Below are 24,195 nucleotides of genomic sequence, written 5' to 3' on the forward strand. Positions count from 1 at the left end.
TACCTGATAGACAAGGCGCCCTGCGGATTCCAAGAAGAAACTATCTGAGGGGAAAACATGACTGGGCTTTCTGGGGTCTTCTTGCTGAAGGGGGAGGACGCTCTGGTCGCGATGGAACCAGGCCAGTTTGCGACCGAAGACGACTTCCAGCGCTTGCTGGCTCGATTTCCGGAGTTGCTTGTTGGCGATCAGATCGATCCGCAGAGCCCAAGGCGATGGCTCCTCGTAAAGCGTGAGCAGCCGATCTCGACGGGGGAGGCGAGCGCGTCTCTATGGTCGATCGACCACGTGTTCATCGACCAGGATGGCATCCTGACCTTGGTGGAGATTAAGCGGCAGAGCGATAGCCGTCTCCGGCGGGAGTTCATTGGTCAAATGCTGGACTACGCGGCCAGCTGTGCATCTTACTGGTCAGTAGAGGGGCTGCAATCCTCTCTGGACAAGACCTGCCTGGAGCAGGGCCTTACGTCGGAGGCTGCGCTTCGAGAGCTGCTCGGCACCGAGGCCAGTATCAACGAATTCTGGGAACGGGTCGGCACAAATCTTCAAGCTGAAAAGATTCGGCTCATTTTCCTTGCCGACGTGATACCCGTCGAATTGCGCCGTGTCGTGGAATTCCTCAACAGACAGATGAATCCTGTGGAAGTGCTGGCGGTCGAGCTGCGTCAGTTCGTCAACAAGGATCTAAAGACGATCGTACCAACGATCTACGGACAGAACCAGGCCATGACCCGAAAACGTCTGGGGGGCGTGACGAGGTGGAATGAACAAACCTTGTTCGAGAAGCTGTCCCGGACCGTCGGGCCCGATGAGCTGGATGTTGCGAGGGAAATCTTTGCATGGATGGCCAAGGGAGGCAAACGTCCCCTCGTCTTTGGGACAGGAAAGGAGAATGGCTCGGTCTATCCGGTATTCAAACCAGGCGGGGTGCTGATCAATCCAACATATCTGTCGTCGGACGGAAAGCTATGGCTCCAATTTGGGGCCCTCGAGAACAAGCCGATATTCGGATCGATGGATGCTCGACGCAAGCTGCTGGAGCGTTTCAACGCAATCAAGGGGGCGGACCTTCGCGAAGCTGATCTCTCGAAATACCCGTCAATTTCATTGAGGACGATCGTACAGGACCCTGCGGGCAGAGCCAGCTTGATAGCGGCCTTGAAATGGATGGAGGAACAAATCTACCCATCCAACGAGCTTGCCGAGCTGGGATGACAAGCCTCGCGCTTGGGCGCCGCAAAGCCGACCTCGTGCTCGAGACGGCATGTCGGGGGGCATTCCGCCAACACGCGGAAGCGGCCTCCGTCGGTCAAGTTTACGATCACCTCAGCGATCTAGGTCTCGGTCTGATTGACCGAGACGAGCGATGGCAGGGAGCAACTGCTGTAGAAGGACCGTGCATTCTTCGAGGTCACGGGACATGGCGACAACCGGCGGCCATACCGAGGGGCGTATTCTCACGACGGGCACGCAGACTTGTCAGCGGCGCGGAATTGGCGTCTGCTTGTTTGGACAACCCGTCGGAGGCGTGATCAGTGTCAAACGCACTCGTCGTCCGTGAGACCCACCTCCCCCGATCCCTCGATGGGCGCGCAGCGCAATATGTCCGCATGTCCACGGACTATCAGCGGTACTCAATCCAAAATCAGGCTGCAGCGATCGCGGCTTACGCGCATGCCCATGGACTTGCGATCGTCAAGACCTATGCTGACCATGGTGAGAGCGGTCTCAAAATCAAGAACAGGCCGGGACTTGCCAAGCTGATCGAGGATGTCAGCAATGGACGCGCCGAGTTCAACCACATCCTCGTCTACGACATCAGCCGGTGGGGGCGGTTCCAGGACGCCGACGAAGCTGCACACTACGAGTTTATCTGCAAGCAAGCCGGGATCAGTGTCAACTATTGCGCCGAGCAGTTCGACAACGATGGCAGCATGCTCTCTAACATCGTCAAGAACCTCAAAAGGGTCATGGCCGCCGAATACAGCCGTGAACTGTCGGTCAAGGTGCATACGGGTATTTGCCGCTTTGTTGGACTTGGATTTTTGCCCGGCGGGCCCATTGGCTACGGCCTTGAACGCGTTCTGGTCGACGAGCGCCTTCAGCCGAAGAGGATCATGGGAAAGGGAGAACGGAAATATCTTCAGACCGATCATATTCGTCTGCGGCCTGGCGATGCACACGAGGTCGCCATTGTGAGGCGGATCTTCGCTCGGTTCCTTCAGGTGAAGTCCGAGAAGGCCATCGCAAAGGAATTCAATCGCAACCGGGTATGGTGCCGAGGGAAGCCCTGGAGAGCTCCCACGATCAGCCGCATGCTGCGAAACGAAAGTTACGTCGGCAATCTGGTCTATAACCGGCAGTCAAGCAAGCTGGGCGGTGAGCGTATCAACAATCCCCCGAACCTATGGGTCCGTGCTGAACGTTGCTTTGAACCTATCGTTGCGAATGACGTCTTTCTTGCTGTTCAGAAAATCATGAAAGAGAGGCGCGTCGACATCAGTGAAGAGGAGATGCTGCTCCGTCTGAAGAAGACATTGAAGAAGGAGGGGCGTCTCACCCCGACGATCATCAACGCAACGGCCGAGCTCCCGTCCGCCCGAACCTTTGTTGATCATTTCGGGACTTTGCGAAATGCCTACAGGCTGATTGGATATCAGTCGCAGCGACGCTGTGAGTACATGGACATCCGTCAGGAGTGGGTTGAGCCACTCTCAGCTCTCGCCGTACGCCTTTGCCAAAGGATGGAAAAAGAAGGATGCAGCGCAAACCTTCACAGCGTGAAAAGCCGTTGGATCAACGTCGGTGTTCCCGAGCAGCATCTGATTGTTGACAAGAAGTGGCAGATCTATTTTCGGGTGGCTTACTGGACGGCTGGAGCGCGGCCGGGATTTTCTCCCTTTTGGACGGTCTCGTGTCGGCGTCTACCGGTCGGGTGGATCGTAGCAATCCGGCTAGATGAACATAATAGGGCCATTCTCGACTACGTCCTGATGCCAACGGTTCCGAACGACAGCAACATGATCAGATTCCGTGAGAATGGGCGTGCCGACCATGGCGTCGCCTACTTCAAGACGGAAAGTGAACTTACCCGGGCGCTGGTCCGCCTGCTTACCAAGGACAGGCGTGTCGTGCGAACAATGCAGCGACAGCGGTCCCGATCAGTGAAAACATCCCGATCCGCCGACAAGGGCGCTGGCGCACGGCTTCGATAGAGCGCAAGTAGAGATACGCTCCAAGGAACGGTCCGTAGTTGCGTCGGAAATCGCCGTTCATTTTGGAGATTTGAACAAGGTCGGATGCCGGATCTGATTGTTCGGCCATCACTGTCTCCCGAGTTGAGCCAGCACCTTATTAACCACTGATTTGCCCGACGGCGCAAGGCAAAATTCCGTTTATGCGAAATCGGTTCGACGGTTACGGCTGCCCAGGTGAGGCGATCTGCTCCGAACCCGCGCGGGCCGCCTCCTCCGGAGCAAAGCGAATGCGGACTGCCCGGTAGACGGTTGGTGCGCTCATGGCTCTCCTAGAGGAAGAGTGCAGGCCGAGTTGGCCGTGACGGGTTGGAAGCGGCGAGAGAGTTTTGCCGCGCCCGTCGCGGAGATCCGCGATGCAGGAACGGAGAGTTGGAGCGCATGCCGGTGAGGGCCGGGCGAGCCTCTATGAGGAGATCACGAGCAACATCATCAGCGAGCTGGAGGCCGGCCGCGTGCCCTGGATCCAGCCATGGGGAAGGCAAGCTGCGAAAGCTCAGCTTGCCTTGCCCGGTAATGCCGCGACCGGGCGATCGTACTCAGGGATCAACGTTCTGATACTTTGGGGAGCGGTGATCGAGCGCGGGTTTCGCGGCCAGAGCTGGCTGACGTTTCGACAGGCTTTGTCTCTAGGCGGCCATGTCCGCAAGGGCGAACGCGGTGTCACGGTCGTCTATGCCGATCGCTTCGTCCCATCCGACGAACGGCGGCGTGCGCGCGAAACCGGCGATGAGGCGCACGCCGTTCCGTTTCTGAAGCGCTTTACTGTCTTCAACACCGACCAATGCTCGGCTCTGCCGGACGATATCGCGACCACGGCACCGCCGGCGCCGGCCGGTGCTATCCAGCCCGCCGTGGAGTCGTTGATTAAGAACAGTGGCGTCGACTTCCGGATTGGCGGTGACCGGGCTTTCTATGCTCCGGTCGAGGACTTCGTGCAGGTCCCGCCGCCTGCGGCGTTCTTCGAGCCGATCAACTGGCACCGCACAGCCTTGCATGAGCTCGCGCATGCCAGCGGTCATGCCTCCCGGCTCAAGCGTGATTTGTCGGGGCGGTTCGGCAGCCGCGAATACGCCTTCGAGGAGTTGATCGCCGAGATAGCATCCGCCTTCAGCTGCGCGGCGCTTGGCATCGTGCCGACCCTGCGCCACGCGGACTATATCGGCTTCTGGCTCGATGTCCTGCGCGAGGACAATCGCGCTATCGTCCGGGCGGCGAGCCAGGCAAGCCGCGTGGCCGACTATCTCCTCGGCTTCGCACCTGGTGCGGCTGGCGGCACTGAGGCGATCGGACCGGATTGCACCGCTGCCTGAGCTTGCTCAACGAGGAGGAGAGGAAGAGGGCGAGAGGTGCTCTGCGAGGGGTGAAGGCCTGAGAGAGAGGCTCCGGGCTACCCTTCGCGGAGAACCAAGAGATGACCAAAGCCGCCCAGAAGATCACGCTGTCGCCGTCGCGTGACATCCCCTTCAACAAGCTGGTGCTGAGCCAATCCAACGTACGCCGCGTCAAGGACGGCGTTTCCATCGAACAGTTGGCGGAGAGCATCGCCGAGCGGACGCTGCTGCAAAGCCTCAACGTTCGGGCCGTCCTCGATGCTGACGGCAAGGAGACCGGGATGTTCGAGGTGCCGGCGGGCGGCCGCCGCTACCGTGCCCTCGAACTCCTCGTCAAGCAGAAGCGGATGGCGAAAACGCAAGCTGTGCCTTGCGTGGTGCGCGATTCCGGTTCCGCCCTGGACGACTCGCTCGCCGAGAACGACCAGCGTGTCGGTCTGCATCCCCTGGATCAATTTCAGGCGTTCCAGGCCCTGCGTGACGGCGGCATGGGAGAGGAGGAGATCGCGGCGCGGCACTTCGTGACCGTTGCGGTCGTCAAGCAGCGGCTGCGGCTGGCCGCGGTCTCGCCGGCGCTTCTGGACGTGTATGCCGCCGACGGCATGACCCTGGAGCAGCTGATGGCGTTTTCGGTGACGTCGGATCATGCACGCCAACAGGAGGTCTGGGACAAGGTCAGCCGTTCCGGCGGCGATTCGCCCTACCAGATCCGGCGGCAACTCACCGAGCAGACGGTTCGGGCGTTCGACCGCAGGGTCCAGTTCATAGGGCTGGCTGCCTACGAGATGGCCGGTGGCGCTGTGCTGCGGGATCTGTTCGAGGCCGACGATGGCGGCTGGCTCCACGATGTCGCGCTGTTGGACCGGCTCGTGGCGGAGAAGCTGAAGGCGGAGGCGGAGCGGATTGGCCTTGAGGGCTGGAAGTGGATCGCGGCCGCCGTGGACTTCCCTTTCGGGCATACTCATGGCTTGCGCGAGCTTCACGGGCAGCCGGCAGAGCTCACCGCCGACGAGCGGGCGACCATGGAAGCGCTGCGGACTGAGCAGGCCAGGCTCGAGGCCGAACACGGTCAGGCCGATGAACTGCCTGAGGATGTCGATCAGCGTCTCGGTGAGATCGAGGCGGCGCTGCAGTCCTTTGACGAACGGCCGATGATCTTCGATGCAGCCGAGATGGCGCGCGCTGGCGCGTTCGTCAGCATCGACTCGGAAGGCCGACTGCGCGTCGCCCGCGGTTTCGTCCGACCCGAGGATGAGGCCGTGGTGTCGGAAGATGAGCCGGAGACCGAAGCTGGTCACGACAGGGACACTGCGACCGCCATTCCGGATATGGAGGGCGGGGTGCCGGCGGCGAGAATCGTCATCGGTCACGGCGAGCAGGAAGCGCCCGCCGACGCGGAGGATGTCGAGCGGCCGCTGCCCGACCGGTTGATCAGCGAGCTCTCGGCGTATCGCACGCTCGCCCTTCGTGAGGCACTCGGCCGAGAGCCATCCATCGCCTTCCAGGCGGTGCTGCACACCTTCGTGCTCGCGGCCTTCTATCCCTACGGGTCAGTCCTCAACTGCCTGGAGATCTCGCTGCGCACCCCGAGCTTCCCGGCGCAGCCACCGGGCCTGCAGGACAGCGCTCCGGCAAAGGCGATCGTCGCGCGTCACGCGGCCTGGAAGGCGAAGCTGCCGGCCAACGGCAAGGACCTCTGGGCAGCGTTGACGACGATGGACGGAGCGGCCCAGGCAGAGCTGTTCGCCCATTGCGCCGCGCAGGCGGTGAACGCGATCTTTGAGCCGGCCAACCGCCTGCATCAAGGCCGCCTGTCCGCCCATGGCGTCCGCGGGCGCCTCGAACAGGCCGACCATCTGTCGCGCGCCGTCGGGCTCGACATGATCAGCGCCGGCTGGAAGCCCACCGTCGACACCTATCTCGGTCGCGTCACCAAGCACCGCATCCTGCGGGCCGTGCGAGAAGCGAAGGGCGAAGCGTCGGCGCAGCTCATCGAGCATCTGAGGAAGCCGGACATGGCGCGTGAAGCCGAGCGGTTGCTTGAAGGCAGTCGCTGGTTGCCCGAGCCGCTGCGTGGCGCGGATGCCGAGGTAACGCAGGCGGTCGATGGCGTCGATTCCGCTAGCCTGCCGGCGTTCCTCAGTGAGGATGAGGAGGCGACGGAAGGCGCTGACGACGTGGAGGAGATAGTTGCCGCGGAATGATCAGCTTGCCTTCGCGGCCGATCCCAACCTGAAGAAACCGAAGTGCAAGCCCGGTCAGATCGGCCGGGCTTTTTTCATGGAGGTCACTGTCGCGTCGAGCAGCTCGAGAGTGAGAGAGGCGGAGCAGCGCGATTGAGTCCGCCGGACCGGAGAGAGCGTTCGGCGGTGCTCTTCCGTGTTCCGCTCTCCTTGAAGGTTCCTCGACATGATCACCGAGACGAGCTCACCTGCGGCGCCCTTCGCGCTGCTTGCGCGCGCCAAGGCCGTCCTTCGTGCAGCCGAGCTGCTGCTGCCAAACCTTACCCGTGGCGAGCGGATCGATGCCAGGTGCCTGCGCCTGGCCATGCAGACCGCGTTTGGCGCCAGTGACGCCGATGGAAGCTGGGATTGGAAGACGGCCTACGACGCCTGTGAGATCGCCTCTGTCCTATTCCTCGTCAAGCACGGTCCAGCGATGATCAAGGCCAGCAAAGGCACTCCCCCGGCCATGCTGCCGATGGTCGCAAAGGTCGCGGCCCTACTGCCGAGCCACACCAGGCGCTCACTCGAGAGCCAGAGTCTTCAGCAGTTCTCGACCCCGCTGCCATTGGCGTTCGCTGCGGCCGCGGCGGCGCAAGTGACCTCGGCCGATCGGGTGCTCGAGCCATCGGCGGGGACAGGAATCCTGGCCGTCTTTGCGGAGCTTGCTGGCGGCTCGCTTCTGCTCAATGAGCTCGCTGCAAGTCGCGCAGCCTTGCTCGATCTGGTGTTCGCGGGTCTGACCGTGACCCGCTTCGACGCCGCGCAGATCGATGATCATCTCGATGCGGCCTTCGTTCCAAGCGTGGTTCTGATGAATCCCCCGTTCTCGGCGACCGCGAGTGTGGACCGTCCGCTGGCCGATACGGCGTTGCGCCATGTGTCTTCGGCCCTCGCACGTCTTGGAGACGGTGGGCGACTGGTCGCAATCACGGCCGCCGGCCTTGCGCCCGACAATCCGACCTGGACGGATGCCTTCGTGCATCTGCAGGAGCGCGGTCGTCTGGTGTTCTCCGCGGCGATCGATGGCACTGTCTATGCGCGGCAGGGCACGACAACCGCCACACGGATGCTCGTGATCGACAAGCGCCCAGCGCCGGACGCTCGTGTGTTTCCGCAATCTGCCGGGGTGGCACCTGATGTCAGGACCTTGCTCGGCTGGATCACGGCGCTCGTGCCACCGCGGCCGCCGATGGCCGGCCGGTTTGTCGCTCAGGTGGGGCAGCGTGCAAAAATTCGTTCGAGACGGGATCTGGATCCCGCATGCTCCTCTCCATCGCCGACGTCCAGTGAGCCTGAGGGCTGCGAGCTCGCCTACGACATCGTGGATGAGGTCTCCGACGAAGGAACTCGCCTGACTGACGCGCTCTATGAGACGTATCAGTTGCAGTCGATCCGGATTCCGGGCGTGCAGCCTCATCCCACGAAGCTCGTGCAGTCGGCGGCGATGGCCTCCGTCGCACCGCCCAAGCCGTCCTATCGGCCGCATCTTCCGGCCAGGATCGTCGCCGAAGGCGTGCTGTCCGGCGCGCAGCTCGAGAGTCTCATCTTTGCTGGCGAAGCGCATGGTGGACTCCTCGCCGGCTTTTGGACGGTCGACGAGACCTTCGACCAGGTCCGTGCGGTCGGAGAGGACACGGAGACGGCGGTCCGCTTCCGGCGCGGCTGGTTCCTCGGTGATGGCACGGGCGCCGGAAAAGGCCGCCAGGTCGCCGGCATCCTGCTCGACAATTGGCTGAAGGGCCGGCGCCGGGCGGTCTGGATCAGCAGGTCCGACAAGCTGATCGAGGACGCGCAGCGCGACTGGGCAGCGCTCGGCATGGAGCGGCTTCAGGTCACGCCGCTGTCGCGCTTCCGCCAGGGGGCGCCGATCCGGCTCGATGAGGCCATCCTTTTCACGACCTACGCCACGCTGCGGACCGACGAGAAGGCCGAGAAGCTTTCCCGCGTGCGACAGATCGTCGACTGGGTGGGACGGAATTTCGATGGCGTGATCATCTTCGACGAGAGCCATGCGATGCAGAACGCCGCAGGCCACAAGGGCGATCGGGGCGATCAGGCGGCTTCACAGCAGGGCCGCGCCGGATTGCGGTTGCAGCATGCGCTGCCCAATGCCCGCATCGTCTACGTCTCGGCGACAGGCGCGACCACCGTTCACAATCTGGCCTATGCCCAGAGGCTGGGACTGTGGGGCAGCGCGGATTTCCCGTTTGCGACGCGGGCGGACTTCGTGGCGGCGATCGAGCAGGGCGGCGTCGCGGCCATGGAGGTGATGGCGCGCGATCTCAAGGCCCTCGGGCTTTATGCGGCGCGCTCGCTGTCCTTCGAGGGCGTCGAATACGAGCCGCTCGAGCACCGGCTCACGGACGAGCAGGTCAGGATCTATGATGCCTATGCCGAGGCGTTCGCGGTCATTCACAACAACCTCGAGGCCGCGATGCAGGCGACCAACATCACCGGCGCAACCGGCACGCTCAACGCCCAGGCCAAATCGGCCGCGCGCTCGGCCTTTGAGTCGGCCAAGCAGCGCTTCTTCGGGCACCTCCTGACTTCGATGAAGACGCCGACGCTGATTCAGGCGATCAAGCGCGATCTCGATGCTGGCCACGCCGCGGTCGTCCAGATCGTCTCCACAGGTGAAGCCCTGATGGAGCGCCGGCTGGCCGAGATCCCGACCGAGGAGTGGGGCGACGTCCAGGTCGACATCACGCCGCGCGAATATGTCCTCGATTATCTCGCCCATTCCTTCCCGGTCCAGCTCTACGAGCCGTTCACCGATCGCGAGGGCAATCTGTTGTCGCGTCCGGTCACTCGCGATGGCCGGCCGGTCGAGAGCCGCGAAGCGGTCGCTCGCCGCGATCAGATGATCGAACATCTCGCTTCGCTCGCCCCGGTGCCGGGTGCGCTCGACCAGATCGTTCAGCGCTTCAGCACGGACATGGTCGCTGAGGTCACGGGCAGGTCGAGACGGATCGTCCGCGTCCGCGATCGGATGGTGGTCGAGACGAGGGCGACATCTGCCAACCTCGCTGAGGCCGCAGCGTTCATGGATGATAGGAAGCGCATCCTGGTGTTCTCGGATGCCGGCGGCACAGGCCGCAGCTACCACGCCGAGCTCTCGGCGACGAACAAGCGGCTGCGGGTGCATTATCTACTGGAGCCAGGCTGGAAGGCGGATGCCGCGATCCAGGGGCTTGGCCGGACCAATCGCACCAACCAGGCGCAGCCACCGCTCTTTCGCCCTATCGCCACCGACGTGAAAGCCGAGAAGCGCTTCCTGTCGACGATCGCGCGCCGGCTCGACACGTTGGGCGCGATCACCCGTGGCCAGCGCCAGACCGGCGGACAGGGACTGTTCCGGCCGGAGGACAATCTCGAAGGCCCGCACGCCCGCGATGCCCTGCGTCAGTTCTATGGGCTGCTCGCCCGTGGGCAATTGGGGAGCTGCTCGCTGCAGCGGTTCGAGCAGGCCACGGGATTGAAGCTCACGGACGAGAACGGCCTTCGCGACCAGCTGCCGCCGATCACGACATTCCTGAACCGGCTGCTGGCGCTGACCATCGAGCTGCAGAACATCCTGTTCACGGTGTTCGAGCAGTTGCTCGCGGCGCGGATCGAGGGCGCGGTCGCATCCGGGACTTTCGATGCCGGTCTGGAGACGCTGCGTGCAGAAAGCTTCGTCGTCATGGAGCGGCGCACCATCAACACCCATCCGGCAACAGGTGCCGAGACGCATCTCGTCACCATCGCCCAGCGTGACCGCAACCGGCCGATGCCGCTGAACGAGGCCTTGGAGCGGCTGTTGCAACGCCGCGCTGTTCCCGTGACCCATGTCCGCTCGGGGCGAGCGGCGATCCAGGTGCCGGCGCCGAGCTGGTTGCTCGACGATGGCGAGATCGAGCAGCGCGTCCATCTGATCGGACCGATGCGACGCCAGACTCTGCCGCTCGCCAGGCTGGCCGAGCATGATTGGGCCGAGGCAGACCGCGAGCAGTTCAAGGCCGGCTGGAGTGCGGAACTCGCATCCATTCCGGAGTCCACGACCACCACGATCTACCTCGTCACAGGGCTTCTGCTGCCGATCTGGAAACGCCTCCCTCAGGAATCCACGCGGGTCTACCGGCTCCAGACCGACGCGGGCGAGCGCATCATCGGCCGCAAGGTGCCACTCAGTTGGGTCACCGCAGTGTCGACCGAGCGACCTTCGCTCGTTCCCGATGACGTGTTCACATCCGTGCTGCGTGACGGCTACGTACTCGATCTTCATGAGGGCTTGCAGCTGCGGAGGGTGCGCGTCATGGGCGCCAACCGGATCGAGCTCTTGGGCTTCCCTGCGGGCTTACGGGATTGTCTAAGGGCCTGCGGGCTGTTCAGCGAGATCATCTCGTGGAGGCTGCGGATGTTCGTGCCGACCGATGCAAGCGGCCCGGCGATCCTAGCCAGCGTTCTGGAGCGGTTTCCAATTGCTGAGGTCCGCGGGCGGGAGCTGTCGTGATGTCAGACGACGCGTCTGAACTGGCGCGCCGCCTTGCGCGTGAGGCCGAGGCGGTGTGCCGTCACTATCTGTCCAACGGCAGACGTCAGGGACGCTACTGGTTGGTCGGTGATGTCAACAACACGCCGGGCCGATCATTGTTCGTGCGATTGCACGCCTCGTCGAAGGGGCCGGCGGGCAAATGGACGGATGCTGCGACCGGGGAGCATGGCGATCTGCTCGACGTCATCGGCTCGGTTTGTGGCCTGAGCAGCTTTCACGAGGTTGCCGGGGAGGCGCGCCGCTTTCTGAAGCTGCCGGACTGGGAACGCAAGCTTCCAGTCGGTGCTGTGAATGACGTGCGCCCCCGCGACTCCGCCCGAGCGGCTCGCCGGCTGTTTGCGATGGGGCAGCCGCTGTCTGGAACGCGCGGCGAGGCCTATCTTGCTCATCGCGGTATCGACCCGCGCGCAGGCACTGATGGTCTACGTTTTCATCCACGTTGCTACTATCGGCCGGACGATGCCACCGATGTCGAGACGTGGCCCGCGCTGATTGCCGCTGTGACGGACCTCGAGGGGCGCATCACCGGGGTTCATCGCACCTGGCTGGATCCCGATGGCTTCGACGATCGCCGGCTTGGCAAGGCGCCAATCGACACGCCGCGGCGGGCGATGGGCGATCTGCTTGGGCATGCCGTGCGCTTCGGGACCGCCAAGCACGTGCTTGCGGCCGGCGAGGGCATCGAGACCATGCTGTCGTTGCGGACGGTGCTGCCGACCTTGCCGGTTGCTGCTGCGCTCTCGGCCAACCATCTGGCGAATCTGCTGTGGCCGGCCACGCTGCGCCGGATCTACGTCGCTGTCGATGCTGATGCTGCTGGTATCGCCGCGGCAGAGACGTTGACGACACGCGCGCTGGACGCCGGTATCGAGGCGATCGCATTATGCCCTCGCCTGGACGACTTCAACGAAGACCTACGCGTTTTAGGGACAGCCAAGCTCCTGGACGTCTTGCGTCATCAGCTGCTGCCCGAAGATGCCGAGCGCTTCGTGAGCGCGGCTGCGACCTAAACGTCGGCTCGACGCTGGAGAGTCGTTCGGCGCTCGCCGCACATTGTCGGGACAAGAGGATCTCGTCAGGGCGTCAGAGAGCCGCGCCGGGGCCTTCTGAGAGGCGATCGGACGGCAGGCGGTCCGGTCCGGCAATGGCGGTGCGTGGCCATTTTCCGCCGGCCCGCAGGCGGGCCTTTGCATCGCGAGGCAAAATAGCCGCGCACACCGCCATCCTCCGCTGTCGCTCCGGCCCGCTCCTCGAAGGGATCAGCGGGTTCTGGTCCGGTCCTCCCGCCGTCTTGGAGATCGCCATGGAAGGCCGCGATCGACGCGGTCACCGAACATAGACGAGGTCCCCATGTCCGACCGGCAAGACGAGATGCGTGAGCCGCACGATACGCAGTCGAGCATCGACAACGCCCTGACCGAACTCCAGCTGTACGGCTACCGCCCCTTCGACGATGAGCTTGATCCTCGGCCGCTCCCTGAAGGCAGGGGCATCGCCGGCGCGGTCGCCGATATCTTCGACGCCCTGGTCGCGACGCTCTCGGAGACGCGCCTCGAGCCTGAGCTGAAGGAGCTCTTGTGGTCAACGGTCAACCTGTTCCACCGTGCCACGATGCGCATCGAGCGCGAGCTCGACGACAACGAGCAGGCGCAGCGCTCGAGTCAGCGCGAGCAGAACGGCTCGGAGGTGCGCTCGGTCGAGCTCGAGCGCCTGACGTCGGAAGGACTGTCACTGGTCGAGCGTCGCAACGCCATGGAGCTGTTCCGCGATCTGGCCGCCGAGGCCTTCGAGCTCCATACGCGATCGCCGTGGCGGCCGCGCTCGGGATCGCAGGTCAGCCATCGCACGCTGACGGCGGCCATGATCGACTCCCGCGATTTCCTTGCCGCCAAGCATCGGGCTGAGACGGAGGTCATGCTGCCGCCAGGCCCCAAGATCGCGCTGACCGGCGGACCGGACTTCAATGACGTCGCACTCATCTGGGATCGTCTCGACAAGGTCCATGCCAAGCATCCCGACATGGTCCTCCTGCATGGCGGCTCGCCGAAGGGGGCCGAGCTGATCGCCAGCAAATGGGCATCGAACCGCAAGGTTCCGCAGATCGCGTTCAAGCCCGATTGGACAAGACACAATAAGGCCGCCCCCTTCAAGCGCAATGACGCCATGCTGGCGACGCTGCCGATCGGCGCCATGGTCTTCCCGGGCTCCGGGATCCAAGGCAATCTCGCTGACAAGGCTCGCCGCCTCGGCATTCCCGTCTGGACCTTCGGGCAAGGCGGCGCGTGAGCGCCGTCAACTGTGCAGGTCCTTTGCGTTCGTCCAAGCGGCTGCGGCGACATCCCAAGCGACTCCTGCGCTCGGCATCGACATGTATGTCTGCTTGAATGCGTCGGACCTGGTGGCGCAGGGTGCATGGTGGTCGCTGACCGCCGCGACGATGCCTGCAATCGGCAGCGCTACCTCTCGACCGGAATATCCCCGAACAGCTCTCGTGTTTGGCGACGGTCCCGCAACCTGCAAATGGATCAGCCTCTCGTCGCTGTGCCGGCCTTGATGTGCCTTGCGATTGGCGGCACAACTGCTCGAAGGTGGAGCTGTCGAGTGAATCGAGGTTTGATGGTCGCGTGGGCGACGCGGACGTGCTGGAGCTCGGCGCAGTGCCTCCTGAGCCGCTCGGCCACTGAGCATCGGCCTATCGTCGGCGTAGCTCGGACGGGCTATGCCCGAATTTCCGCCGGAACACGGTGCTGAAGTGTGACGAGCTGCTGAATCCCAGCTGGTAGGCGACCTCAGTCACCGACAACACGCGCTGCTCAAGTCGTGTCAGCATATCGTAGGACCGTTGCAGGCGCCGGTCGAGAATCCACTCCGACACCGACATGTCCGTAAGTCGAAAAAGATAGTGCAGGTGTCTGAGCGAGACCCCGTTGTTCCGTGCGATCTTCTCGAGCGAAAGGTCGTGGTCGGTGAGATGCTCCTCGATCCAGGCTTTGACAGAGCGCAGGCGGGCTTTCTGAGCCGTGGCGTCCTCGGAAAATTGGTCCTTGTCGCCCATGTCCAGGGCGAGAGCCAGAACATCCATCAGCTCGTCGCCGAGCCGCGACCTCGCCGCTTCATCGACTGACGATGCTTCCGATGCCAACGTCGAACAGAATTCGGCGGCGATCCGGCCAAGACCGCGTCCGGTCGCAATAGTCATCGCAACGGGAATCCGGTTCTCGGTGAATCGCGACGAAAATTCTTTGCGCGGAATCTCAAGGTAGAGGGATCTAACCTTCCCTACGCACTCCAGATCGTAGGCTTCGGCCGCGGAGAAGATTGCACCTACGTGGGGATTCGTATTCAGCGTCTGGCCTGCCTGCAGGACGTTGATCTTGCCCTGTTGAACGAATTCGACGTAGTAGCAATCCTTGTCGAGCCTGGCGATATGCCGCTCCCGTCGTGATATCCGTTGCTCCGACAGCAATACGTCGGTCATCGTCAGCACGCCAAATCGTGCTTCCCGGATGAAGCCCTGATAGTCGGACCGTTGCTCGGCCTCGACGTCGACATGGACATAGACGTCGCAAATGGCGCCTTGCCAGGCAGCGTAGCGCTTGGAAGGCTCAAGGCTTTCCGTTGTGAACACGAGCTCCATCGGTCATCCATCGCGAGCAGCCCAAGCTGCATTTTGCATCGCACAAGGACCGTTCCGCAATTCTAGTTGCCCAGCGGCTCTACGCAAGCCAACTTTGCGCGGCCATGCAAAAGCTTTGCGCTCCGAGGCAAGCGTCACTCGGGGCGGCAAGCTAAGAGAACAAAAATGGGAGGAAGCAGTCGCGGATGCCGATGCGGGCGTGCGTGATTTGCCGTGCCAGGGACTGCAGCAATGGGGGGAGGCCTGCCTTCACCGATGACGACGAGGTTCACGCGCCCTGTCGGCTCCATTGCTGACATCGTGGCGCTGGAGCGGCTGCCATATGACGCCCTCGTACCTGCGCGAAATCTGTATCACCTGTTCGAGGCGACCGCCCGATTGCATCCGGATCGGCAGGCACTGACCGTTCTGACACCTCGTGAATCCCGCGAAATCAGCCTCACTCACCGTCAATTGCTTGCCGACATATCCCGCGCGGCGAACTTGTTCAGGGCGTCCGGCATCAGACCGGATGGACCGACCGTTGCATTCCTCTGCCCGAGCCTGCCGCAGGTCTTTCCGGCCTTGCTCGGCGCCCAGGTCGCCGGCGTCGCGAGCTCGATCAACTATCTGCTGAACGAGGACGCGATCGTCGATCTCCTCGACGCGCAGAATGCAGCGTTGCTTGTGATTCCTTCGGAAGCCGACGATCCGGCGCTCTGGCACAAGGCGAACAAGGTCGCCGCACGGGTCGGATCTTTGCAGAAGATCCTCGTTCTAGGCGAGAGCCGCGACGCGAACGGCCGAATGGCCGTCTTTGACGAAGCCGCTTCGAAGCACCGAGATGCGCTCGATTTCGAACCGTCAAATGATCGGCGGTCGGTGTGCGCGCTCTTCCACACGGGAGGGACGACCGGACGTCCAAAGCTCGTCCGCCTGACACATGGCAACCAGATCCACGCCGCATGGGGCTTCGCCCAGGTTCACGGGCTCGACGAGTTGGACATCGCGCTGAACGGGTTTCCGCTGTTTCATGTTGGCGGCACCATGACTGCAGGTCTGTCGATTCTCGCCGCTGGCGGCCACGTGATCATTCCGTCACCCTACGGTCTGCGCGTCCCGGAGGTCGTCCGCGACTATTGGTACACCGTCGCACGACATCGCGTGACGATCGTGAGCGGCGTGCCGACCTCCATTGCGGCTTTGGCGGAGGTGCCGATCGGGTCCTGCGATATCAGCTCGGTCCGGATGGCGCTGACTGGAGGTGCGGTGCTCCCGAAGGCGGTTGGTGACCGTTTCCAGGCCAGGACGGGAGTGAGGTTGTTCGAGACTTACGGGATGACGGAGACCGCGGCGGCGATCGCGTTCAACCCGGGTCGCGGCGAGCCGCTTCAGGGCAGCGTCGGATTCAGGGCGCCGTTCTCGCGAACGAAGATCGTGGCACTGGGCGACCCGGAGCTGAGGAAGGAGTGTCCTCCGCTCACGAGCGGGCTGGTGCTGGCCAAGGGCCCGCAGGTATTCCCCGGATACGTCGATCCCACGCACAATGTCGGCGTCCTGACCGACGATGATTGGATCGTGACCGGCGATATCGGCTACCTCACCGCAGACGAGCGGCTGGTTCTCACAGGTCGGGAGAAGGACCTTATTGTTCGGAGCGGCCACAACATCGATCCCGCCGCCATCGAAGATGTCGCCAATGCATATCCTGGCGTGCAAATGAGCTCTGCCGTTGGCATGCCGGACGCCTACGCTGGCGAGGTTCCGATTCTCTTCGTTGTGCCGTCGCCTCAGCAGACGATCGAGCTCGCGCGGCTCTGCGACTACCTCGAGCAGAATGTCCACGAGCCCCCCGCGCGCCCGAAGCGCGTGGTGGTGCTTGACGCGCTTCCAGTCACCGCCGTGGGCAAGATCTTCAAGCCGACGCTTCGCGATCTCGCCGTTCGGGAGAAGGTCAGGACGGAAGTCGATCGGATATTCGGTCCTGCAACCGCGGCAGACATCCAGGTCAACAAGGACGACAAGCTCAACACGGTCGTCTGCATTTCGGTCGAAACGATCGACAAGGTCGCGCTGGGCCGGCTTGCAGAGAGCCTGTCGGCGTTGCCGCAGACCTATCGTATTGAAGCGACACCGCCACGCGGGCGGGCGTAGTTGGGAATTGGTGAGAGCAACGATGAAGCACTTTCGGCTTGGTCAACAGGAGATCGTGTTCGCCGTCTTCGCGGCGCTGTTCCTGGCCTTCTCGATCTTCCTCAAAGGCTTCCTGACCGCCGACAACATGCTGACCCTGCTGCAGAACGTCGCAGTTCTCGGCATTCTCGGCCTGGCGATGGCCGTTGTCGTCATCGGGCGCGGCATCGATCTGTCGCTCATCGCTGCCCTCGCGGTCCCCGGCGGGCTCGTCCTGCAGTTGGTGCAGAACGGTCATTCGTTGCCGGCCTCCTTGCTCGCCGCCGGCCTCCTGGCCGTCGCCATCGGTCTCGTCAATGGCTGGCTGATCGCCTATGCGGAGGTGCCGCCGCTGTTTGCAACGCTCGCGACCGGGCTGTTTGTTGCAGGACTTGGGCAAGCGGCGCTGTTCCAGCTCGACGTCGTCCAATGGAGCGACGGCATGGCGGGATTCGAGCGGCTCGGGCAGGGCAGCATCCTTGGCATTCCGACGTCGATCGTGATGTTTGCGATCGCCGCAATCGCCGTGTTCTTCCTGCTGCGTCAGACCCGTTGGGGGGCCTTTATCTATGCGGTTGGTGACAATCCGTTCGCCGCACGGGTGACCGGCATTCCCTCGCGCCCGATTGTCGTGCTGCAATATGTGCTTGCGGCGGTGATCGGCTGCTTTGCCGGTCTCGTGATGGCGGCATCCGTCAACTCGATGCCCACCCGGATCTTCAACTCGACCATGATCTATGACGTGATCCTCGTCGTCGTGCTCGGGGGCATCGGATTGTCCGGCGGCCGCGGCGGCGTCGTGAACGTCATCATCGGCACGCTGCTGATCGGGACCATGCTGAACGGCATGACGATTCTGGATATTCCCTATGCCGGACAGAACCTGATCAAGGGTGTCGTCCTGCTGATCGCGGTGATCACGGATACGATCTTGAATCCGCGAAATGAAGAAACGGCCCAGCAAGGCGACATCTAGCTCAGTCCGAAAAATGAAAACATCAAACGGGAGAAAACGACGATGCGCATGCATAGCCTAGCATTTGGAAGTCTGGTGGCGGTGACGCTCGCGGCGGCTGCGGCGCCGGCGCTCGCGCAGCAGGGGCTTGACGAGCCCTTCCAGAAGACCTTTCGCGAGGCGCTTGCCGGCAAGACGGTCGCCTACGTGCCGGTCGCCATGAATTTCGATCTGACGGAGGGCTGGTACGCGGGCCTGAAGAAGGAGCTCGAACCCTACGGCGTCAAGTTCGAGATTCGTGATCCCAACTGGAACACCAACGCGGGGGCGCAGGCCGTTACCTCGCTGATCTCTGAGAAGCCGGCGGTCATGGTGATCCACAATCCCGACGTCCAGACCTATGCCAAGCTGTTGCAGCGCGCCGAAAACGAAGGGATCTACGTCATCCAGATCAACATGGGATCAGCCTATCGCAGCTCCGCGTTCGTCGGCGCGAACTGGATCGAGATCGGCGAACGCCAGACCGAGGGGGTGGTGAAGGCCTGCCAGGGCAAGTCGAACAAGATCGCGATCATTCAGGGGGCGCTGTCCGCGGCTGCCAGTGCCTACACACTCAAGGGCGTCGAGAACGTTCTCGCCAAGCATCCTGAAATCAAGGTGGTGTCGAGCCAGGCGGCCGATTGGGATGCGGCGAAAGCCAAGGCCATCACGCAGACCGTCCTGAAGCAGAATCCCGACCTGTGCGGCATCGTGGGCTTCTGGGATGGAATGGATATCGGCACTGCCGCTGCGATCAAGGAGGCCGGGCTCACCGGCAAGGTCTTCCTGGCAACATCGGGCGGTGGAGAGCGCAAGGGCGCCTGCGAGCTCGTGAAGAACGGCTCGTTCGATCTGAACATGAGCTACGACGTGCCGACGCAGGCGGCGCAGATGGCCGGAACGATCAAGTGGCTGCTGTCCTCGGGGGTGAAGGCGGGCTCGGTCAAGGGCTTCGAATACAGCACGCTCATTCCGATCACCAAGGAGAACGCAGACTCCCAGACGTCGTGCTGGAACCTCTCCGATCTCAAGAAGTGACGACGCTCCGCGGCGCGCGTTCCGGCTCGGCCGGGACGCGCATCAAGACGATTGCATAGGCAGTACCCATGGAAGGCAGATGCGCGAGACATTGACTCGACTGCGATATCGCTACTGGCCCGACCACCTCCTCGGCGAGATCTTGTCCAAGAGGTGGACCGAAACCGCCGTTCCTGTGCTTCTGCTCCTGATCGTCGGCTTCGCATTGAGCCGGATCCTGGAGCACTTTCTGTCCCCCGCGAGTCTCGCCGACACTGCGCGCCAGGCCGGAGAGATCGGTTTCATCGGTCTCGGAATGGGGCTTGTGGTCATCGTCGGCGGCATCGACCTGTCGGTCGGGTCGATGTTTGCCCTGACGGATTTCTGCGCGCTCTATCTCCTGGACGTTCTCAATTGGCCCGTTCCGGCAGTGGTCGTCGCGACCATGGTCGTCGGCGGGCTGCTCGGCGCCGTGAACGGGGTCTTGATCGGATATCTGAGACTTCGCGCCTTCATCGCCACGCTGATCACGCTGATCATCTATCGCTCGGCGTTCGATCTGCTGATTCAACGCTATTCGAACGCCATCGCGTCATCGCTTCCAGATATCCCCTCGTGGGATTTCATTGGCGGCGGGGATGTTCTGGGAATCCCGAGCGTCGCGCTGCTCTATGTCATCGTCGCCATCGTCGGCCATGTCTTTCTGACGCGGCTGCGGCCCGGCTGGCACATCACGGCGATCGGCGGATCGCGCCGCTCGGCCTACAATTCCGGCATTCCGGTGCGGCGGACCATCGCGCTCTGCTACGTCGCGAGCGGCGTTCTGACCAGCATCGGTGCGTTGTTCTTTGCCGCCCGCCTCGGAACCGTGGGCGGCGACATCGGCGTCGGCCTCGAGGTGATCGTCCTGACTGCAACCGTCCTCGGCGGGATCACACTGGGCGGTGGCAAGGGTTCGGTCGTCAAGTCGCTGGTCGGTGTGCTCATCGTCCTCCTGATGACCAACGGCTTGACCGCGATGAACGCGCGTGGCGGCGTCAACCGCATGGCGCTCGCGACGATCCTCCTGGCGGCCGCCATGGTCGATATACGCTGGCAGAAGAACCGCAACCGGATCATCAGCAAGGTCTACGTTGCCCCGACCTATCATGCGCTGCCGCCGCCACCCCCGACCGAGATCGGCAAGGGCGGGCCGTTCGAGCAGAACGACAAGCTTCGCGATGTGTCTCTCATCGGGCTCGGACGGATCGAGGCGCCGGAGGATGTCATTCTCGACCGCAACGACGTGCTCTATGCCGGCTCCCGTCACGGTGACATCATCCGGTTCTTTCCGCCGGACTACGAGCGGATGGAGGTGTTCGCCCATATCGGCGGCCAGCCGCTCGGAATGGCGTTCGACCGCCAGGACAATCTGTATGTCTGCATCGGCGGCATGGGTCTCTACCGCATCACGCCCGACGGGACCGTGGAGAAGGCCACCGACGAGACCAACCGCAGCCTGTATTCGGTGAATGACGACAGCCGTCTGCGGCTCGCCGACGACCTCGACATCACCGATGACGGACTGATCTTCTTCTCCGAGGCGACCGTTCGCTACGAGATGGACGAGTGGCCGGTCGACGGGCTGGAGGCGCGCGGCAACGGTCGCATCATCTGCTACGACACGAAGAGTGGAACGACCCACACCGTGCTGCGCGGACTTAAGTTTCCGAACGGCGTCGCTGTTGCCAGCGACGGTCAGTCGATCTTGTTCGCGGAGACCTTCGGCTGCTCGATCAAGCGATACTGGTTCGCTGGTCCGAAGAAAGGCGCGGTCGAGACCGTCATGGACAATCTGCCGGGCTATCCCGACAACATCAATCTGGCGTCGGATGGCAACTATTGGCTGGCGCTGGTCGGCATGCGCAGCCCTTCGCTCGACTTGGCGTGGCAGATGCCGGGCTTCCGGCGGCGCATGGCCAAGCGGGTGCCGATCGACGAATGGCTATTTCCGAACATCAACACCGGGTGCGTCGTCAAGTTCAACGAGCAGGGCCAGATCCTGGAATCCCTCTGGGACCTCAAGGGCGTCAATCATCCGATGATTACCTCGATGCGGGAACACCGCGGTTATCTCTATCTCGGCGGTATCGCCAACAACAGGATCGGGCGCTTCAAGCTGGAGAACGCCGATCCCGACTTCGTCCACTACGATACACGCTGGAGGAGGCATTCGTGATCGCCGCCATCCGTGAATTCGCAAACCGCTTGCTCGGCCGCGGCGATGCGACCATCACCGTTCCGTCGTTCGACGGGGCGCTGAAGGCCAATCAAGTGCTGGAGGCAGCCGAAACGCTCCTCGAATGTGAAGCACCGGAGGATATTGCGTCCGACGGCCGCTCCCTTCTCATCGCCGACGGCGCGCGACTCCTGCGTTGGGCCGGATCGTCGCCTACGGAGATCCGCAGATTCGCGCGGCCGATCTCCGCGTTGGCGATGCTTCCGTCCGGCGGTCTGGCCGTTGCGATTGGCGGCACTGAGGTTCATTTCTATGACGACATCACCGCCAAGGCCCCGGTCTCGACATTTACCGGTGAGTTGCGCGCCGTCAACGCGCTTGCGCCCGCAGGCGACGGCACCCTGATCGCAACCGATGGTTCGTCATCGTATGAGGTCGGCGATTGGGCGCGCGACCTGATGGAGCTCGGTGATACCGGCCGTGTCTTCAGGCTCGATCCGCGGACGCAGACGATGCAGCAGCTTGCGGGCGGGCTTCGCTACGCCTTCGGTGCCGTCGCAAACGGCAACGACGTGCTGGTCAGTGAAAGCTGGCGGCACCGTCTGGTCTCGATCGCACCCGGCGGCACGCGCACGGTCGTGCTCGGTCACCTGCCGGTCTATCCCTCCCGGCTTGCACCGGCGCATGGCGGCGGCTTCTGGCTGACGGCCTTTATCGCCCGCACGCAATTGGTCGAGTTCGTGCTGCGCGAACCGGCCTACCGGCGTCGCATGATTGCTGAGATCGAGCCTGACTATTGGGTGGCACCACGGCTCAGGTCCGGCCAGTCCTTCAAGGAACCGCTGCAGGGAGCGCACATCAAGACCATGGGTGTCATGAAGCCGTGGGCTCCCCCACGGTCGTACGGACTCGTCATCCGGCTCGGTGCCGACGGACTGCCGGTTTATTCGCTTCATAGCCGCGCTGATGGCGTCAATCACGGCATCGTCGCTGCCGTCGAATACGGCGGCGACCTCGTCATGATCGCAAAGGGGCCGGGCAGGGTGCTCAGGCTGCCCCTTGCAACCCTTGGCCAGGAGGTCCTTCCATGAGCGAGATCATCCTGTCCCTGTCGAAGGCAACCAAGCTGTATGCCGGCGTGCCAGCGATCGAGGGCGTCGATTTCGAGCTGCGGCGGGGCGAGATCCACGCGTTGGTCGGCGAAAACGGCGCAGGCAAGTCGACCTTGACCAAGGTCATGGCCGGTGTCGTGGCCTTGACGTCAGGTGCAATGACGGTCGATGGCGTCGCGGTGTCTCCCAGAACGCCGCTGGAGGCGCGGCATCTTGGCATCGCAATGGTGTTTCAGGAAAACAGTCTGGTGCCGACGATGACCGTGGCGCAAAACCTGTTTCTCGGTCAGGAGCGATTCTACAATCGGCTGCGCGGCATCTACATCGCGGCTCAGCAGTTCCTCCAATCTCTCAATTTCGACGTCGCGCCGACGGCGACCGTCGGCGGCCTGGGCGCGGCCAAGAAGCAGATGGTCGAAATCGCTCGCGCCGTGCTGCACAAGGCGAAAGTCATCATCTTTGACGAACCCACGGCGACGCTTACGCCAGAGGAGAAGAAGTATTTCTTCGATTTGGTGCGGGATTTGAAGAGGCGCGGTGTTTCGATCGTCTTCATCTCGCACGCGCTCGAAGAAGCCTTGCTGTTGGCCGATCGCATTACTGTCCTGCGGGACGGCAAGCACGTCGTCACCGACGACGCCTCGGGATTCGATCGAGCGCGCATCGTTCAGGCCATGGTCGGACGAAACCTCTCAAATACGCTCTATGGTGTGCGGAAGGACAAAGTGCGCCCGGCCGGCAGGCGCGTGTTGACAATACAGAATCTCAAAATGGCGCCGATGGTCAGGAACAACTCATTGTCGGTGTTCGCGGGCCAGATCACGGGCGTGTTCGGACTGGTCGGCTCGGGCCGAACCGAGACTTTTAAGATCGTCTCGGGTATTCTGAAGCGTGATTTCTTTCACGGTGGAGAAATTCTGCTCAACGACAAGTCTGTGCGATATCGCGTCCCCGCGCCGGCCGTGAAAGCCGGAATCGCCTACGTCACCGAAGACCGCAAGGTGGAGGGCTTTTTCGAGACGGCCTCGATCGCGCGCAACATCTATTTGGGTCTGCTTGCCAAGTTTCCGAAAGGGCGAGCCTGGTTGTCGCGTCGTGAAAGAAATGGGGTCGGCAAGACCTGGATCGAACGTCTCAAGGTTCGCGCCATCGGCGACGAGGTCAAGGTTGTCGAGCTTTCCGGCGGCAATCAGCAGAAGGTTGTCATCGCTAAATCGTTGATTCAGGATCCGGAGCTGATCATCTTCGATGAGCCGACGCGCGGGGTCGACGTCGGGGCCATCGTCGAAATTCACGAGTTGATCAACAGGCTCGCCGATGAAGGCAGAGCTGTGGTCGTGATATCCTCCTATCTGCCGGAAATTATAGCGCTATCCGATCGGATCCTGGTATCAAGGCAAGGCAAGGTCGTCGAAGAATTCTCGGCGATCGAAGCGACCGAAGAGAAGATCATGTATGCCGCCATCCACTGAACTGCGCGCGGCCTCCAATCGATCAGATCCCTTCAAGCGCACCGACGCCTTACTCGAGACACTCCCGATCGGCGTCACGGTTCTCTCCCGGCTCGGGGATCCAGGGCAACCTCGCCGACGAGGCGCTCGGGCTTGGCATTCCGTGTGGACTCCTGGCCAAGGCGACGCGTGAGCGCCGTCAACTCTGCAGGTCCTTTGCCTTGCTAAAGCGGCCCGCGTCGATATCCCAGGCGACTCTCTGCACTCG

Annotated in this window: 14 protein-coding genes; 13 read left to right on the forward strand and 1 reads right to left on the reverse strand. The window is 62.8% G+C overall.

Translation table 11 applies throughout. The annotated features are described in order from the left end of the window. Positions 1-57 precede the first annotated feature (57 nt). The 7 genes from QX048_RS19730 (at position 58) to QX048_RS19760 (ending at position 13,633) form a co-directional block, all read left to right on the forward strand. Positions 58-1,215 (forward strand): hypothetical protein, encoded by a 1,158-nt coding sequence (locus QX048_RS19730; protein WP_315770019.1) that lies wholly within the window; start codon positions 58-60, stop codon positions 1,213-1,215. A gap of 320 nt (positions 1,216-1,535) precedes the next feature. Beyond that, positions 1,536-3,215 (forward strand): recombinase family protein, encoded by a 1,680-nt coding sequence (locus tag QX048_RS19735; RefSeq protein WP_315718530.1) that lies wholly within the window; start codon positions 1,536-1,538, stop codon positions 3,213-3,215. 395 nt (positions 3,216-3,610) lie between these two features. Then, positions 3,611-4,567, forward strand: a complete 957-nt coding sequence (locus tag QX048_RS19740; protein ID WP_315718531.1) for an ArdC family protein — start codon at positions 3,611-3,613, stop codon at positions 4,565-4,567. 101 nt (positions 4,568-4,668) lie between these two features. Beyond that, a complete protein-coding gene (locus tag QX048_RS19745; RefSeq protein ID WP_315718532.1) occupies positions 4,669-6,792 on the forward strand; it encodes a ParB/RepB/Spo0J family partition protein in 2,124 nt (707 codons plus the stop codon). Between the two features lie 205 nt (positions 6,793-6,997). Then, positions 6,998-11,305 carry a strawberry notch-like NTP hydrolase domain-containing protein gene (locus QX048_RS19750; protein WP_315718533.1) on the forward strand — a complete coding sequence of 1,436 codons (4,308 nt, stop codon included), beginning with the start codon at positions 6,998-7,000 and terminating at the stop codon, positions 11,303-11,305. Further along, complete coding sequence (locus tag QX048_RS19755) at positions 11,305-12,357, forward strand: toprim domain-containing protein (RefSeq protein WP_316200618.1); 1,053 nt, start codon at positions 11,305-11,307, stop codon at positions 12,355-12,357. The genes QX048_RS19750 and QX048_RS19755 overlap by 1 nt, the downstream gene beginning before the upstream one ends. Positions 12,358-12,697: 340 nt before the next feature. After that, the gene (locus QX048_RS19760; RefSeq protein ID WP_316200619.1) at positions 12,698-13,633 is read left to right on the forward strand and encodes a DUF2493 domain-containing protein; all 936 of its coding nucleotides are present in this window, start codon (positions 12,698-12,700) and stop codon (positions 13,631-13,633) included. A gap of 406 nt (positions 13,634-14,039) precedes the next feature. Here the strand turns inward: QX048_RS19760 and QX048_RS19765 are convergent, their stop codons facing one another. Next, positions 14,040-14,984, reverse strand: coding sequence for an AraC family transcriptional regulator (locus QX048_RS19765; protein WP_315718536.1), 945 nt, complete (start codon positions 14,982-14,984; stop codon positions 14,040-14,042). A gap of 231 nt (positions 14,985-15,215) precedes the next feature. On the opposite strand from QX048_RS19765, the gene QX048_RS19770 reads away from it, so the two are divergent. The 6 genes from QX048_RS19770 to QX048_RS19795 all read left to right on the forward strand — a co-directional run bounded on the left by QX048_RS19770 (position 15,216) and on the right by QX048_RS19795 (position 23,948). Then, positions 15,216-17,117, forward strand: coding sequence for an AMP-binding protein (locus QX048_RS19770; protein ID WP_316200620.1), 1,902 nt, complete (start codon positions 15,216-15,218; stop codon positions 17,115-17,117). 22 nt (positions 17,118-17,139) lie between these two features. Further along, positions 17,140-18,111 (forward strand): ABC transporter permease, encoded by a 972-nt coding sequence (locus QX048_RS19775; protein WP_316200621.1) that lies wholly within the window; start codon positions 17,140-17,142, stop codon positions 18,109-18,111. A gap of 42 nt (positions 18,112-18,153) precedes the next feature. Continuing rightward, complete coding sequence (locus QX048_RS19780) at positions 18,154-19,167, forward strand: sugar ABC transporter substrate-binding protein (RefSeq protein ID WP_316200622.1); 1,014 nt, start codon at positions 18,154-18,156, stop codon at positions 19,165-19,167. A 79-nt stretch (positions 19,168-19,246) separates the two neighbouring features. Further along, positions 19,247-21,364 (forward strand): ABC transporter permease, encoded by a 2,118-nt coding sequence (locus QX048_RS19785; protein ID WP_316200623.1) that lies wholly within the window; start codon positions 19,247-19,249, stop codon positions 21,362-21,364. Then, positions 21,361-22,455 carry a hypothetical protein gene (locus QX048_RS19790; RefSeq protein ID WP_316200624.1) on the forward strand — a complete coding sequence of 365 codons (1,095 nt, stop codon included), beginning with the start codon at positions 21,361-21,363 and terminating at the stop codon, positions 22,453-22,455. Before QX048_RS19785 ends, QX048_RS19790 begins: the two co-directional genes overlap by 4 nt. After that, positions 22,452-23,948, forward strand: a complete 1,497-nt coding sequence (locus tag QX048_RS19795) for a sugar ABC transporter ATP-binding protein (RefSeq protein WP_315754948.1) — start codon at positions 22,452-22,454, stop codon at positions 23,946-23,948. Before QX048_RS19790 ends, QX048_RS19795 begins: the two co-directional genes overlap by 4 nt. Positions 23,949-24,195: the final 247 nt, after the last annotated feature.

It is taken from the genome of Bradyrhizobium sp. SZCCHNS30572, assembly GCF_032484415.1.
In the GTDB taxonomy this organism is placed as follows: domain Bacteria; phylum Pseudomonadota; class Alphaproteobacteria; order Rhizobiales; family Xanthobacteraceae; genus Bradyrhizobium.

Bases quoted from the DNA above. Each gene is read 5' to 3' on its own strand.
- QX048_RS19730 (WP_315770019.1), top strand. From the start codon at position 58: ATGACTGGGCTTTCTGGGGTCTTCTTGCTGAAGGGGGAGGACGCTCTG.
- QX048_RS19740 (WP_315718531.1), top strand. From the start codon at position 3,611: ATGCAGGAACGGAGAGTTGGAGCGCATGCCGGTGAGGGCCGGGCGAGC.
- QX048_RS19745 (WP_315718532.1), top strand. From the start codon at position 4,669: ATGACCAAAGCCGCCCAGAAGATCACGCTGTCGCCGTCGCGTGACATC.
- QX048_RS19750 (WP_315718533.1), top strand. From the start codon at position 6,998: ATGATCACCGAGACGAGCTCACCTGCGGCGCCCTTCGCGCTGCTTGCG.
- QX048_RS19755 (WP_316200618.1), top strand. From the start codon at position 11,305: ATGTCAGACGACGCGTCTGAACTGGCGCGCCGCCTTGCGCGTGAGGCC.
- QX048_RS19760 (WP_316200619.1), top strand. From the start codon at position 12,698: ATGTCCGACCGGCAAGACGAGATGCGTGAGCCGCACGATACGCAGTCG.
- QX048_RS19765 (WP_315718536.1), bottom strand. From the start codon at position 14,984: ATGGAGCTCGTGTTCACAACGGAAAGCCTTGAGCCTTCCAAGCGCTAC.
- QX048_RS19770 (WP_316200620.1), top strand. From the start codon at position 15,216: ATGGGGGGAGGCCTGCCTTCACCGATGACGACGAGGTTCACGCGCCCT.
- QX048_RS19775 (WP_316200621.1), top strand. From the start codon at position 17,140: ATGAAGCACTTTCGGCTTGGTCAACAGGAGATCGTGTTCGCCGTCTTC.
- QX048_RS19780 (WP_316200622.1), top strand. From the start codon at position 18,154: ATGCGCATGCATAGCCTAGCATTTGGAAGTCTGGTGGCGGTGACGCTC.
- QX048_RS19785 (WP_316200623.1), top strand. From the start codon at position 19,247: ATGCGCGAGACATTGACTCGACTGCGATATCGCTACTGGCCCGACCAC.
- QX048_RS19795 (WP_315754948.1), top strand. From the start codon at position 22,452: ATGAGCGAGATCATCCTGTCCCTGTCGAAGGCAACCAAGCTGTATGCC.